This window comes from Calothrix sp. NIES-3974 (assembly GCF_002368395.1).
In the GTDB taxonomy this organism is placed as follows: Bacteria; Cyanobacteriota; Cyanobacteriia; order Cyanobacteriales; family Nostocaceae; genus NIES-3974.
The window spans coordinates 789,152-804,223 of the sequence record NZ_AP018254.1 but is presented as its reverse complement, the minus strand read 5'-3'; the positions used below and the strand labels follow the sequence as shown (position 1 = coordinate 804,223).

The 15,072-nt window shown below is 42.8% G+C and carries 8 protein-coding genes; 3 read left to right on the top strand and 5 right to left on the bottom strand.

What is annotated here, in order from left to right; translation table 11 throughout:
• Nucleotides 1–295: 295 nt before the first annotated feature.
• A complete protein-coding gene (locus CDC37_RS03125; protein WP_157780628.1) occupies nucleotides 296–1,120 on the bottom strand; it encodes a DUF3598 family protein in 825 nt (274 codons plus the stop codon).
• A gap of 343 nt (nucleotides 1,121–1,463) precedes the next feature.
• A complete protein-coding gene (locus CDC37_RS03120; RefSeq protein ID WP_096620446.1) occupies nucleotides 1,464–4,544 on the bottom strand; it encodes a carboxypeptidase regulatory-like domain-containing protein in 3,081 nt (1,026 codons plus the stop codon).
• 1,206 nt (nucleotides 4,545–5,750) lie between these two features.
• Here CDC37_RS03120 and CDC37_RS03115 point away from each other — a divergent pair.
• Complete coding sequence (locus tag CDC37_RS03115) at nucleotides 5,751–6,119, top strand: hypothetical protein (protein ID WP_096620445.1); 369 nt, start codon at nucleotides 5,751–5,753, stop codon at nucleotides 6,117–6,119.
• 131 nt (nucleotides 6,120–6,250) lie between these two features.
• Here CDC37_RS03115 and CDC37_RS03110 read toward each other — a convergent pair whose 3' ends face one another.
• Nucleotides 6,251–8,359 carry a tetratricopeptide repeat protein gene (locus tag CDC37_RS03110; RefSeq protein ID WP_231943204.1) on the bottom strand — a complete coding sequence of 703 codons (2,109 nt, stop codon included), beginning with the start codon at nucleotides 8,357–8,359 and terminating at the stop codon, nucleotides 6,251–6,253.
• A gap of 530 nt (nucleotides 8,360–8,889) precedes the next feature.
• The gene (locus CDC37_RS03105; protein ID WP_096620444.1) at nucleotides 8,890–11,232 is read right to left on the bottom strand and encodes an ATP-dependent helicase; all 2,343 of its coding nucleotides are present in this window, start codon (nucleotides 11,230–11,232) and stop codon (nucleotides 8,890–8,892) included.
• An 819-nt stretch (nucleotides 11,233–12,051) separates the two neighbouring features.
• Here CDC37_RS03105 and CDC37_RS03100 point away from each other — a divergent pair.
• Nucleotides 12,052–13,251 carry a PQQ-dependent sugar dehydrogenase gene (locus tag CDC37_RS03100; RefSeq protein WP_096620443.1) on the top strand — a complete coding sequence of 400 codons (1,200 nt, stop codon included), beginning with the start codon at nucleotides 12,052–12,054 and terminating at the stop codon, nucleotides 13,249–13,251.
• Between the two features lie 143 nt (nucleotides 13,252–13,394).
• Nucleotides 13,395–13,832, top strand: coding sequence for a hypothetical protein (locus CDC37_RS03095; RefSeq protein ID WP_231943203.1), 438 nt, complete (start codon nucleotides 13,395–13,397; stop codon nucleotides 13,830–13,832).
• Nucleotides 13,833–13,937: 105 nt separating this feature from the next.
• Here CDC37_RS03095 and prfA read toward each other — a convergent pair whose 3' ends face one another.
• Entirely contained in the window at nucleotides 13,938–15,035 is a 1,098-nt protein-coding gene (gene prfA, locus CDC37_RS03090) for a peptide chain release factor 1 (RefSeq protein WP_096620441.1), read from the bottom strand.
• Between the last annotated feature and the right edge of the window lie 37 nt (nucleotides 15,036–15,072).

Sequence of the window (15,072 nt, the reverse complement as noted above, 5' to 3'; positions counted from 1 at the left end):
ATAACTGTAGGTTGGGCTGAGGCTTTGCATAGACTGCTGATTTTGTGGAAATTGACCCATAAGTTAACACAGTTTGTGTGATGATCTCGTCCCGATGCTCCGCGTGGGGACGTATTCCACGAGGGCTACTACCTCTAGATTCTTCAATCCAACCTACCCAATAATCAGGCTTTTAAGTCTAAATGAACTGTATTGGTTGATACCCAACAGTGCAAATAATCCAAAATCTAGCTGACAATACCACATTCAGGTGATCGCCCTTTGTCAACAAACCGACCACGGTAAATAAATTGTATTATCCGACCTTCTTTTCAATCATTAATGAAACTTCCTGCCATTCACCAAATTGGTTGTAGTAGCGAGTAATACGGTGACGAACATGGGGTTCAACCAACCAAGCCATTTCTAAATACACAGGTTTGCGCATTTGTAATTTAGCAGGGAAGGAAAGGGAAGCACCACCAGGTAACAACACAACTTTTTGGATTCGCTCGGAATCGTTATCAAATAAAAATAACTGTCCTTTAATTTGAGCAGAGGATTGCCAATGATAGCCATTAACATGTTCATCCTGAGCCAAACGTTGATATTCATCAATGTAGTAATTAACCGTTGTCGTGTATTTAACTCCAGGACGACCATCAAGGTAAATCGTTGTCCCTAAACCTTCCCACTTTCCCAGCAAATCCTTGGCTCCAAAGCGTTTAATTGATTTAGACTTTTCAGTACCTTCCAGGTATTCAGGAATCAGGATTACTCGACCGGGGTATCCCACCACATCAAATAAAACACTTCCCCGCAGTCGGCGTGAACCATGAATTAAGCCGAATTCGCAGGCAAAATCGCCATAGGCTGCGTAATTTAAATTACCCTGGGAATAGGAACCATCTTGGTGGTAAATAATATTTTTGGGTAAAACACTAAATTCTAGCTTTAAATCGGGAAAACCATCCCGTTTTAGACAGGTACGAGCATGTTGCTGGTTATTCAAAGTCTCGACACAACAACAACTCGGAATTTCATGAATCACCCGACCATCCATCGTATAGGTGATATATGAACCTTCCCAAATACCCACATTTTGTAAAAAATATTCCCATTGCGTCTGTGTGTCAATCATTTGGATTTTGGATTTTGGATTACTCTTCGGTTGATCCGCACCACGTGCGTCTATAGATTTTGGATTTAGCTGAATACGGTTCAATTAAGGAGAATTATATTTTGGATGGAGGTGTATATTTTAGTTTGTAGTGAGGACTTTAGTCCTCAAAGTCAGCGTTATACGCACTGACTACAAACAAAAAATCAAAATTATTGTGACACTTGCGTCAGTCCAATAAATTCCCTGCGGAATCGGCTAGTACTTTGTCAACTTTAATTGGATTATGTGACGCTAGTGTAGGTATCCTGTCCGTGTTTGAGTTATAAATAAATGTATCCATCATTTCTATTTTGACAAACCACTAGATATTTCCTTGGGGAAGGTCTTGTGTTAGACGTTTGAGTAGTTGGTTAAGACGGTTTTCATATTGATTATTATTCATTCCTTCCCCAAGAGAATTAATTGTCTCCCTATCTCTATGAGAATCTTCAGCTACCTGTAAATTTAATTCTTGAAAAGATTCTGAATTCTCGTCTAACTGCAAATTACTAATTAATTGACTATTAACTAAAATCTGATATCCCCCCTGTCCTAATCCTTCCAAATAATAAACTCCTGCCGAATTTGTTACGGAAAACCGTCGTTTCCCATCCGCAGAAATTGCTTCCACCCTGACACCAGCCATTGGTTGACCCTGAGCATCCGTAATCACCCCAGAGCGACTGTAGGCACGAACGAGGGGAATCATCACCTCGGTATAACTACCAGCAACGACTTGAACCGCGATCGCATCTTGTTTGGTTTGCCAATCAATCGGATATCCAGCAGGATCTAGGTCTACTCGATAGGTTCCGGGAAATAATCTCACATTGATGCGATCGCGTTGAATATCTGATTGAAAGCGTTTCAGGGGTTTATTATTCACCACTACCAGGGAATCTGTATTGTTGGTATAAAATTCTTCACCTGGGTCATGTTTCCCGTTGTGATTACGGTCAAAGAAGGGACGTAACATCAATCCCCCTTGGGTACGTAGGTAATTAGCCCGTCTGTCTCCGGGACTAAAGCCTCCTTGCAGATTCAAGCTGGAAACTAAATCGATGCTAAAAGTAGCCGTATCGGAAGTTAGGGAGACTCCCTGGTAACGTCCCCGCAATAAAATTCCTGGTATAATTGTTGTCCCAACGGAAGCCGTAATCCCATTTCCCCGACTACCAATAGCGTAACCAAGTTGTCCTTCCAATGCGTAATAACCGTCGTTACTACGACCAGGTGAACGATAACGCCATCCCACCGTCAGTAAATTATCACCTTGATTTTGACTGCGGGTTTCGTAATTCAACAGTAGTGCATGACCCCGACTCGCACTGCGGGAAAAATTGTAAGTAAATTCCGATAAGGTACCGATTTCATTCCCATTTTGCCGAAATTCAGCCCTTCCCCAGCGCTGTAACCAGTTCCACCTTAGTTGATTTGCCGTATTTAAACTCACCCGTCCAAAAGTGGAATAACCCCGTCTACTAAAACTAAATTGGAAACCAGCACTAGCAGGATTGCGATTATCGGCATTGGCAAACACACTTAAACCCCGCAATAAATTCCAATTCACATTCCAACGCTGGGAAAAGCGATCGCTATTAAAGTTCAGACTCAACCGTCGTGATGGTTCAAAACGCACATTAGAAATAATATGCCATTTATCCCCGGAAAGCGCGGATACCGCCATTTCCAGAGGGAAATTACGGGGACGATAAAATATTTCCCCTAATCCCCGTACCCCTTCATCATAAATTGAACCAACTCCTAAGGTCAGAGCTTCCGATACTCCCCACCGTCCGGCAATTCCTCCACTCAAGTCTGTAAAATTACCGAATAAACCAGAATCCCGGTCAAAGCGACGACGATATCCTCCAGAAACAATCCAAGCGGAAGCACCAGGGGGTATTTGACCAGGAACGGTGGAAACTTCAGCGTTGCGGATTTCTGGAGTCGCAGTTAATCGTCCCTCTGGATAAATAAACACACGATAATTAGTCGCAAATGCATCATTCTTGGTGGTAATATTCTCAAACCGATAAATTCCCGACGAATCCACCAACACTTCGGCGATCGCTATATCACCAAATCCTTCTACTAAGCGAACTAAACTCCCTGGTTCCGCTTGTCCGCTAATGGTTCTACCAACGTTTGCTGCTTGTAAACGTTGACGGGGGTCGGAAAAACCACTACTAAAGCGCTGGGGTGGTCGAAATCCCTGACGGTTAATGTAGGTAAATCCCACATAGCCAGCATCATTGCGTCTTTGCCAAAAAGTTGGATGGGAACCGATGAAGTAATCTGCTTGGTTGGTTTGTCGCAGATATTGAGCTTCCGTAATTCGCCAAGTCTCACGGTCGTTGAAGCGAGGTTGGTCGGTACGCACAAACCAGGAACCACCAGCGAAGGAACCAACTGCTTGCAAGTCTCCTTGGTAGGTCGTATTCCGAGTACTACTACCTGCTGCATTCAACTGTTGTTCTATTCCTGCAAGATTAAATCCACCCGGTTGAAACTGGGGTAAACCATCCAAAATCACCGGTAAATCCTCCTGGACAAACCTTCCCCCCCGTTTACCTAACCAGGGTATATCAAATGCGATCGCATATTCGTTGACATCAAATTCAATCCCCACTCCAAATAAACGCCGAATCTCGGCAACGGAAAACACTAAGCCTAATTCGGAGTCGGTTGACAGAGTGCGAGGATTAATCCGTGTCACTAGACCGGGAGAACGTATTTCTAGTTGACCATCATCTAAGGTCTTTACATCTAATCGCAATGCTTCTACGACAGCATCAAAGGGTACTAACCAAGCTTCAAAATTGGTGGCTTGTTCTCCATCTTCCCGACCGCGAATCAAAACGCTTCGCAGTACGTTTCGCCGACCAATATTAATCCCAACTGGAAAAACGCTGAAGTTGGTGGTGTCGCTTGCGGAAAGTTGGACGGGTGTATTTGTTTGTTCGTTGGTGTTTGGCTCTAAGTTATTTGGTTTTGGCTGTTTCTGTAATTGTTGATGACTGGGAAGTTCAGTTGATAGGTCGTTATTTAGGTGATGGGAATTATCTGCTAAATGGGTATTTTCAGATATAACAGCAGGTTCTATCTGAAGTTTGCTGGAATTGACATCGAATAAAGTATCCTGCTGTGCTTGTAGTTTCTCCCAACTACGACGACGTAATCTTTCCCGCCAATTTTCTGCTTGAGGAATAGGCTGTGTCTCTGCAAGGTGACTGGTGATGTGGGGTATTGAATCATCATCTATTCCTAATTCCTCTTCTTCACCAGGTGTATCTATCGCCTTTGCTGATGGAGAAAATAGCTGCAAACAAAATACGACTATTGTGAATAAATAGCTGTTTTTGAGGAAACTATTGGTTAGGAAAGATAGCCGAATCATCATTTTATTTTGCAGATATATATTTTTAACTTCAAATCAGTCAATATCCCAGATTTGGAGCAAACTCCTCAAACTTTTCCGGAGTAGGGATAGATAACCCGGTGAATCGTCTTTATTAGGGATTAGTTGGACAATTAACCCATTACTCAACACTTATCACTCCCCTTATGAGAAATACAGGAAAGAAATATCTTATTTTTCCATAAGAGAACAGAAAATCACGCTCTCAATGAAATTTTGGATATTTTTTCCTGTTAAATAAAATCTCCAGAATTTCCATATCTGATTTAATCGATATTTCAACCTATTTTCAAAAACATTTTTTCAATTAATTGAATAATTTAGTTACATAATCATTGACGTTACACCATGACAACACCGAACCAATTGTAAGCTGCCCAAATCCATTCTCCACAAATTATTTATCTCCGTAAAATTACTATTAGTAAATGCATCTAGATAAAAATACTTGTTTTATCCAGCAGCAAAATACTAACTACAAGGACACAAAAACCGTGGCATTTGGAAATCCACATAGTTATGTTTCCCCAAAACACAGCAAAAATAACATCCCATGAATCATGATTATTTACATTTTTGATTCAAACCACAATCACCGTAGAGACGTAGCGATGCTACGTCTCTACAACATTGGTTTCGTGATGAATCAGGATTCAGTAGAAGATAGCGTCAATAAACACCAGTGTCTGATTGATTAGTTATTTAAATATACAAAAATGCCAAAATTTGACATCTCCCCGGTTTTTCGGCTTATTGACAAAACGACCCGGCTTATTCTCAATATTATTGACTCTATTCTCAATATGCCGACGAAATAATCATACTTTCAGACTGATTATTGACATCTTGACAAAAACCACCTAAGCTAAAGTAAAATTGGGCAAACTATAATTATTTACGCAAGTCTTGTCTGGCATAACCTAAACACCCCCTAAAAGCAACTCACGAAGGCAAAATAGAAGAACAAATAAACAATAGTGTAATAGTGTCAGGATCTAAGCTAGCTATTGGCACATTTTTTTTGCTATTGGAATTTTTTGCTATCGGAATTATTTTGGATTTTGAAAATTACAGCACTCGCCGACCGCATCAAGTTTCTTCGTTAAGTCCGAGAAGTTACTAGCGGCGGGTGAATGGGGTCGTTAGCCGATCAATAGAAGTAGCTCGCCCGTTTCTTGAGGCATTACAATGGCATTTTCAATCAATAACTATGATGAGTTAATAGCACTTCATCGCGTAGTGATGGAGGCTAAATTCAGCACCGATCCAAATGATCCAGTAATACAAGGAAGTCCTTTAGTTTCTACAGTCGCTAATCAAGTTGTTGAAGCATTGATAGAAATGGAGGTTGAAAAAGAGGGAGAAGCGTCGCGGCTAAAATGGCAAGAATGGCGACAACTCTCTCCAGAGCGCAGAGAGTATCAGATCATTCAAGCAAAACTCAAATCAGATTTCTCCTGGAAGAAATGGAATCCAGATGAACAAGTGAAGTATGTAAGAGATTTGGCTAGTCCACTGCAAGTCACTGACGAGCTAATTAGTAATTTGCTCAATTAGATTAGGAATTGTTGATACATCTGTTTGGATCAAGGTGTTTTGAGATCGCAGTGGTCAAGTTCGCCAGCAGTTTGAAGTTCTGATGAGCGATCGTGAAATTTTACTTTTTTTCCGCAGACCCGAAACAAATACTAGTTTGATTGAGTTGGGGATTGATTTTTGAGAATCTCTTCAACCTGATTGCGGGCATTGATAGCAGCTTGATAATCGGGTTTGAGAGCGATCGCTCGTTCATAGGCGGTGCGGGCATTGGTATATTGCTGTAGATTAAAGTAGGCATTACCCTGGGCAAACCAGGCTTCTGGGTGATTATCATCGGCACGGAGGGAGCGGTTGTAAGCAGCTAAAGCTGCACTGTACTTTTGTTGTTGATAGAAGACATTGCCTAAATTGTAATGGGCTTGGTAGTGATTGGGTCGTAGAGCGATCGCTTGATTGTAGGCGGTGATGGCTTCATCGTAGCGTTGTAATTGGTGTAGTGACCAGCCTTTGCCATACCAAGCGGTATAATTGCGGGGGTTGAGTTTATTTACCTGGGTAAAGGAGGCGATCGCATCTTGGTAGCGTCTTTGATTCATGAGAATATTGGCTTGGGATAGCCAAGCTGCGACAAAATCCGGTTTGAGTTCGACAGCTTTTTGGTAGGATGCCAAAGCATCTTGATAGCGTTGTAAATTGAATAGGGCATTACCACGCTGATACCAGGTATTAACGGAATTACTGTGGAGGTTAATGGCTTTGTCGTAATTTGTCACCGCATCATCAAAGCGATTTAATTTTTGTAGAGCCAAAGCCTTATGATAGTAAAACCCTGGATTTTCCGGATTAATTCCAATAGCTTCATCGTAAGCCTTAATTGCCTGTTCTAGCTGGTTTAACTGACTTAAGGCATTACCCTTCGCATTCCAGATAGTCGCATTTTTGCCATCAACAGCCAATACCCGGTCAAAAGCGCTAATTGCCTCGTTGTAGCGTTGTAATCGGACTAAAACCAAACCCCGTTCTCCCCAAGCATCCAGTAAATCCGGTTCTAGTTGAATTGCCCGGTCATAGGCAGCTAAAGCCTCGCGATCGCGTTTTAAGGCAGAAAGAACTTTACCTTTACCATACCAAGCCTGGGGGAAATTATCGCGCATTTCTAAAGCTTTGTTATAAGCTTGTAATGCATCTTCATAACGGTTTAAGTCATAGAGGGTATTTGCTTGTTCATAAAATTGACTGGAATTAGCAGTATTAATCCCCTTAATTACAAAAGCCGCAGTAATTAAACCAGCAGCAGTTAATCCCACAGCCGAAACCATCCACACCATCAGGGATTTTTTCCATCTCGGAAAAGAATTCCTAACTGGTGTCACACCTCCAGAGGGGGGAGCTAGGGCTAAAGTTGCCGTATTTTTCCCCTGCTGCATCCATTGTTGCAAATCAGTCAAAACCGCACCAGCACAACTGTAACGCATCCGAAAATCATGGCAAACCATCTTGTCGATTAAATCCGCTAATCCCCCATCCACCTCACCTGGACAAATATCTCGCCAAGCAATTTCATAGGTATCAGGATGGCGAGGAAAATCCGTGGGATTTACCCCCGTTAAAGCTTGAATTGCCAATATCCCCACCCCATACACATCACTACTAAGACAGGGATTACCCTGAGCTTGTTCCGCCGACATATACCCAGGAGTCCCAATCACCACAGTTCGATTCTGGGGAACCATCTGGGTATTGACAATATTGGTAGTAATTTGCTTAACCGCACCAAAATCAATCAACACCAACGAGCGATCGCGCGATCGCCGAATAATATTCCGGGGATTAATGTCGCGGTGAATCACATTTTGTTGATGGACAAAATCCAAAATTGTCAGGATTTGCTGCAAAAACTCAACCACCTGCTGTTGATTCCAGGGTTGATGGGGGATAAACTCTCCAGCTAAATCCTCCCCGACAATCAACTCCTGAACCAAATAAAATGAGTGATTATCCTCAAAATAGGCTAATAGCTGGGGGATTTGCGGATGATTACCCAACTGAAATAACACCTTGGCTTCCGTATCAAACAACCTGCGAGCAGTTTGCAGCGTTTCCAAATCATCCGCCAACGGCTTTAACTTCTTGACCACACACTGCGGTGAACCAGGAAGTTGGGTATCGCAAGCAATATAGGTTTCCCCAAAACCACCTTCACCCAAATTACGTATAATTTCGTATCTACCAACAAGTTTGGTTCCCAGCATTTGCATGATGCAGTATCAACTAGATATTATTTTAGATTGTTTGAATCGGCGAGTGGGAGAGCAGGAGTCACCTACAGGTGTTGCTTAACCAATTTATTTAGGGCTTGCTGAAAAATAGTAAAACTCTGATTTTGCAAGGAATCTACGGGATTTTAAGTCGTAAAAAGTGCAAACAATAGGCATACAGAAATTTTCAGGAGCCAATAAAAAGAGGAGTTTTTGGTTTAAAACTACTGGTTTGTCCCATTAATTTTGAGGGGTTACAGGAGTAGTTCTAGTCCTTGATTTGAGGGATAAATTCCTCACTACTAAACCTTCAAAACTTATGGGACAGACCACTACTCCCTACTCCCTTCCCTCACTAAAAGACTTTTTCCGCAGACCCCATTTAATTAATATTTAAAGATGCGTATGAAGAACCCCACCCCTTAACCCCCCTAGACAGGGGAAACAAAAATCCAGTTCCCTCCCCGAAGTTTGGGGAGTAATTTGCAAGCAGTTTAATAGAGAAAAATCCAAAATCTCAAATTCATGTATCACCTTGGTGGCAAATTGACCTGATATTCTGCGAACCGCTTTAATAAAGCCGAAAAAACAGGACAAGCAGCTTGTTCTTGTAAATTTTCGGGTTTACTCCAGGTAAATGGGGCTTTTTTTGCCGCAGACATCCACAATAAACGTTTTGCACGGGTAATAGCCACATACAACAATCGATACTCTTCAGCGATTTTCAAATATTTCGCTTGTTCCCAAGCTTTACCGACATCGGGTAATTTTTGACTTCCGTGTAAGGCTGCTCGAATTTGGGCACGGGCTACCTCCGATAGGGTAAAATTACCGAGGAATTGGAATTGGGGAGGTATCCAGGATTTACCTGGTATCAAATTTTCGTGGAGAAAGGGGATAAATACATAATCCCAATCCAATCCCTTGGCTTTGTGCATGGTGATAATTGTTAACTGTCCGGTTTTCGTATATTTCGCTTCCATATTTCCCTCTTCAACGGGTTCAAAGCGCTCGGAACTAACTATTTCCCCTAATACACCCAACATTGTTCCCATATTGGCATTTCCAGCAATTTGTTGATTCACCCGTTCGCTAAGTTTATCAGCAGTCGCGAGTTCAGCTTGTTCATAGTTCAGGGTCAAAGCCAAAAAGGAAATTAACTGGTATATCGGTAATTCCATCCGCGCGCGGAGTAAACTACGACAAATGCGGGCGGCAATACGGGCAGAATCACTGGGGGGTGGAGTTAGGGGAGTTGGGTATAAAAAGTCCTCTGGTTGGGCTGCGAGGGCGTTTAAATCCTGGGTGGGGATGAGTTGACGTTGGACTAAAACCGTGAGTGCAGCTTTGAGATTGTCGGGGGAATGGGGGCGATCGCAAAATTGCAGGAGTGCTAAAATTTCACTGGGAATGTGGGAATGGCGATCGCGTTCTCCGGCATCGTAGAGGGGAATATCATGGTCTTGGCAGATTTGGGCTAAGGCTGCGGCCATCCAGCGACCTTGACGATTTTCCCGCACTAAAATGGCGGCATTGGTTTCTCGGTTGGTTGTCAGTAGTTCTACTATGCGTGTGGAAATCAATTCGACCGTATGGAAAATATCATAGGGTACATACAGTTCTAATCCTTTTCCCTGCGGTGCTGGGTTTTGTTGGAGGTCGTCCGGGTCTAGGGGATGGATGATTTGATTACGAAAGGGTGTGGGGGGAGGAGAGTCTGGTTGTGCTTCCTGGAATTTTTGCCCATAGAAGTTATTGACCCAGCGCAGGGTATAATTTGCGGCTTCAATAATTATATGGGTACTGCGTCCCGCACAGTCCATTGTTGCTAAACGCTGGATTTGTTGACATTGTTCACAAAATTCCCGAAAATAAATTGGGTCTGCGGGGGTAAAGGTGGAGTTAATTGCTTGGTTAGGGTCGCCAACGCGGATAATATTGGGGGGTATACCTTCATCATTGGGGTCACGGGCTAAAATTTCCAGTAATTGGGTTTGCAGGGGACTGGAATCCTGGGCTTCGTCTTCAAAAACGGCAAAAACCTGGTTTTGTTCGCTACGTCGGGTGAAAGGATGATTTAATACCCGTAAAGCCGCCAAAATCATATCATCGTAATCAATGAAATCCCGCGTTTTCATCAGTTCTTCGTATTGAGCATATAACCCGGCAGCAATGCGTAAAATTCCATATTCATCTTCCGTGCTATTACTTAGTTCCAGCAAATTTTCGGGTAATAAACCAGAACTTTTGGCTTCATGGACAACAGTTGTCGTTAATTCCGGTAAAACCTCCGTCCGCAGCACCGATTGACGACGCAACCGTTCCGTTTCCTCCCCATCAAACTGTATCCCCTCCAACAACCGCAGATATGCTTGGGGGTGACTAGCAATCCATTTTTCCACCGCTAACCGGACAAAGCGATGGCTTTGATTGGGTGTAATCAGGGTGGCATTATTCAAATCCAAACCGGACAAATCCGGATGGCGAGTAGCAATATTTAATGCTAATCCGTGCAGGGTATAAACCGCAAAACCCGTTTGGGGAAGAGCCATTTTTTTTAGGTTTTCCGCAATTTTCGCCTTAATATTTGCCGCCGCCGAACGGGTAAAAGTTACTACCACCAACTGCCGACGGGATACAGACCGACCACTATTAGCCACCGCTAAATATTGTCGCGCGATCGCGATAGCAGCAGCAGCAGCCATCCCATAGGATTTTCCCGCACCAGGAACCGCAGATACGGCTAACTGTCCACCCACCCAATCAGCCATTTGTTGTTGTCCACTCCGCAATTTTTGCCGCAAGAGAGCAATACTTGCAGTTAATCGGGTTTGGATATCGGGGTTGATAATTTTATCAGTGGTGTCAGTCATGGGGATTTTGGATTTGGGATTTGGGATTTGGGATTTTGGATTGGTTATACTTCGTACCTTGAATGTAGGTGAGTTATACCGTTTTACTTGGAAGTTGATACCGAAGGGAAGCTTTTGGGAGCAGGGGAAGAAAATGTATCAAAATTTGAAATTTGAGTTCATGAGTTAAATGGTAATTAGATGAACTTTAAGGAATGAAAGTATTGTCTAGTAAAGGTTTGGAAAGCAGCTTTTGCTCAACATCTTTGAACTTATAGATAACAAAACCAATAAATCTGGTATTTGTCAATTATTGACTCTATTGTCAACCAACCAGGGGAGCTTGATGTAAATCCGCATTTCTCACAAAACCCTAAAACTCACAGGGAGTAGGGAGTAGAAGGAAAATCAATCCGTTACTCAAGGCTTATTACTTACTTGTGAGAAATCCAGGTAAACTATAGTTATCATAACCACTAATATACAAGGCTTGTAGCTCTGAAAAAAAAGCTATCTCATCAAGCTACAGTACTATTGTTCATTTTTTTTGCTAAGTCAATACCTTTAGATTTGTACTGCTTAATAATCCATCAACTTTTCTTGGTACAAGATGTCAGCAGACAAGTGTAGCGCAACTTCTCTTCCAGTAACAGTTCCGTGGGAGCATGGTGTTTTCTGGAACATAAACCTGGAAAAATAAGTGGGAACTAAGAACTCTTCCCCCAGACAGTTGAAATTTTTTACTGTCAATTACTAACCTGCGAATGATAAAACAGAAACAATCGACGAATTAAGATGGAAACAGTTCTTAACTAAAAGCTTTCCCCAAAATCTATACAAATGCATATCATATCCATCTCTGCAATTCGTCCCAGCCTTCCCCTCACCTTGTGTCTCGCAATCCTGGTAATATCTGCCTGCAATACCCAAGCATCTAATCCCATCTCCCCAGAAATATCCCCGACCACTACAGCGACAGCGACAAATATCACCAAAACCACCGTAGCTAGTGGTTTAGAAAATCCGTGGGCTATGGTTTGGCTTCCGGATGGGACAATACTAATTACCGAACGTTCGGGAAGGTTACGAATTGTCCGTGACGGTAAACTTGACCCGACACCGATTACAGGAGTCCCAGAAGTTCTGAATCTTGGTCAGGGTGGTTTACTAGATATTGCTTTGCATCCACGTTTTGAGGAAAATAATTTTATCTACCTCACCTATGCCCACGGTACGGAGAACGCGAATTGTACCCGTGTAGCTCGTGCAACATTCGATGGGAAATCCCTTCAGGATGTAAAAGTAATTTTTGAAGTATCCCAAGCTAAATCTGGTGGACAACACTTTGGTTCCCGAATTACCTGGTTGCCCGATAACACCATGTTAGTTGCGATTGGTGATGGTGGCAATCCTCCTGTCCAATTAGCTGGGGAATTAATTCGTAAACAAGCTCAAAATCTCCGCAGTCATCTTGGTAAAATAGTTCGGATAAATGATGATGGTTCCATCCCCCAAGATAACCCCTTCGTCAATAATCCTCAAGCAGACCCAGCAATTTGGAGTTATGGACACCGCAATATCCAAGGGTTGACCTTTGATCCAGTGACCAATCGGGTTTGGTCAACGGAACACGGAGCTAGGGGGGGTGACGAACTGAACCTGATTAAACGGGGAGAAAATTACGGTTGGCCAATTGTCACCCATAGTCGGGAATACTTTGGTCCAGAAATTAGCACCGAGCGATCGCGTCCTGGAATGATTGATCCTCGTATCGTCTGGGAAACTGCGATCGCTCCCTCTGGTCTGACTGTTTATAATAGCGATCGCATTCCTGGATGGCAAGGAAATTTATTTGCAGGTGGGTTGGTTTCCCAAGATATCCGTCGGATTCAAGTGGACAATCAGGGTAATATATTAAGTCAGGAATCCATTCCCATCGGTGAACGTGTGCGCGATGTCCGTCAAAGTCCTGATGGCTTTTTATACGTTTTAACTGATGCGCAAAATGGCCAATTAATTCGTTTGGAACCCCAAGGTTAAGGTCATTGGATTTTGGATTTTGGATTACCCTTCGGTCGATCCGCTAGCCTAAAGGCATGGCTTTCGCCAACGCGTCTATGGATTTTGGATTGTAAAATATTCCCTACTCCCTACTCACCCTATTTACGTAAATAAGTACAGACGTGACATGTCGCGTCTCTACCAATTCCCTCACCCTATTTACAGTAATGATCAACCTATTCAAAAAACTGCGTGGTGGAGCCTTAATGGCTATTGGTTATATGTTATCTCCACTTTCTTGGTGGAATGACCTATTTTTTAATTTACCCATAGCCTTAATATTTGCCTATGCAGTAGCTTGGCTGAACCCAAGTTGGTTTTTACCTGGAGCCATCATTGGATATTGGCTCTCTAACTTACTTGGTATCTTAATGATGCAGTTTGGAGCTACGGATATATTTGTAAATGAAGATAAACGCAACTTGAAGCGAGATTTATGGATTAGCTTGGGTGGTTCAACAATTTATACCATAGCTGTGGCAGCTTTGGTTTATTTCCACATCCTCCAAGTGCCTGAATTCTTTTTGAAGCTATTCCAACTCCAAGCGATCGCATCCTGATTTTTCACTGTTTAGCACAGCAAAGGGTGAAAATATCGCCTCGACTCAACGATTTTTTCACCCATCCTAATTACACTTAAATTAATTAATTAAATTTAAGACAAATTATTTATTTGCAGAAGCCGCAAGTTCAGCTAACTGGTCTTGTTGGTCTTGGGAAATACAGGATTGAATAATATCCTCAATATCTCCTTCTAAAACCGGTGCTAGGGAAAAATTCTGATTAATCCGGTGGTCAGTCACCCGGTTATCTTTATAGTTATATGTCCGGATTTTCTCGGAGCGGGAACCCGTACCAACCTGCAATCTCCGGGCGGATGTAATCGCGGCTTGTTGCTCTTGAAGTTTCATTTCATACAACTTTGCACGCAAAATCTGCATTGCTCGCTCTTTGTTCTGTAACTGACTCCGCTCTTCAGTACAGAAAATGCGAATACCAGTTGGTTTATGGAACAAATCAACGGCAGTTTCCACCTTGTTGACGTTTTGTCCACCTGCACCACCGGAACGAGCTGTTTTCATTTCTATGTCTTTCGGGTCAATTTCTACTTCCACATCATCTACTTCCGGCATAATTGCCACCGTTGCGGTTGATGTGTGTACCCTTCCCCCTGCTTCCGTGACAGGTACTCGCTGCACCCGATGCACACCAGCTTCAAATTTCAGTTTGCTGTAAACGTTATCGCCTTGAATTTCCAGAATCGCTTCCTTGAAGCCACCCATTTCCGCTAATGATTCGCTTACGAGTTTTACGCGCCAACCTTGGCTGTCAGCATAACGGGAGTACATCCGCAACAAATCCCCAGCCCAAATACTGGCTTCATCACCACCCGTTCCAGCGCGAATTTCCAGCATAATATTTTTATCATCGTTGGGGTCACGAGGCAGCAGTAATATCTTCAGACGCTGTTCCAACTCGACGACCTTCGCTTCCAATGACTTTACTTCTGATGATGCCATCTCCTGCATCTCTGGGTCGCCACTTGCCTCTTTTAAAATTTCCCTCGCACCAACTAGTTCTTCCTGGGTTTGCTTCCATGTCTCGTAGGTACTGACTACTTCCTCCAGGGAAGAACGAGCTTTGGCTATTTTCTGATATTCGTCTTGGTTTTTGGCTGTATCGGGATCAGCTAGACGACGGGTCAATTCGTGAAAGGTTTGCTCAACGGATTTGAGTTTCTCCAATAAATACTGTTCAGCCATGATGGGCAATACTCCTATAACAAAAATAACAAATTGG

Excerpts from the sequence above, each read along its gene's own strand:
- CDC37_RS03125 (WP_157780628.1), bottom strand. The coding sequence starts at position 1,120 with ATGATTGACACACAGACGCAATGGGAATATTTTTTACAAAATGTGGGT.
- CDC37_RS03100 (WP_096620443.1), top strand. The coding sequence starts at position 12,052 with ATGCATATCATATCCATCTCTGCAATTCGTCCCAGCCTTCCCCTCACC.
- CDC37_RS03120 (WP_096620446.1), bottom strand. The coding sequence starts at position 4,544 with ATGATGATTCGGCTATCTTTCCTAACCAATAGTTTCCTCAAAAACAGC.
- CDC37_RS03115 (WP_096620445.1), top strand. The coding sequence starts at position 5,751 with ATGGCATTTTCAATCAATAACTATGATGAGTTAATAGCACTTCATCGC.
- prfA (WP_096620441.1), bottom strand. The coding sequence starts at position 15,035 with ATGGCTGAACAGTATTTATTGGAGAAACTCAAATCCGTTGAGCAAACC.
- CDC37_RS03110 (WP_231943204.1), bottom strand. The coding sequence starts at position 8,359 with ATGCAAATGCTGGGAACCAAACTTGTTGGTAGATACGAAATTATACGT.
- CDC37_RS03105 (WP_096620444.1), bottom strand. The coding sequence starts at position 11,232 with ATGACTGACACCACTGATAAAATTATCAACCCCGATATCCAAACCCGA.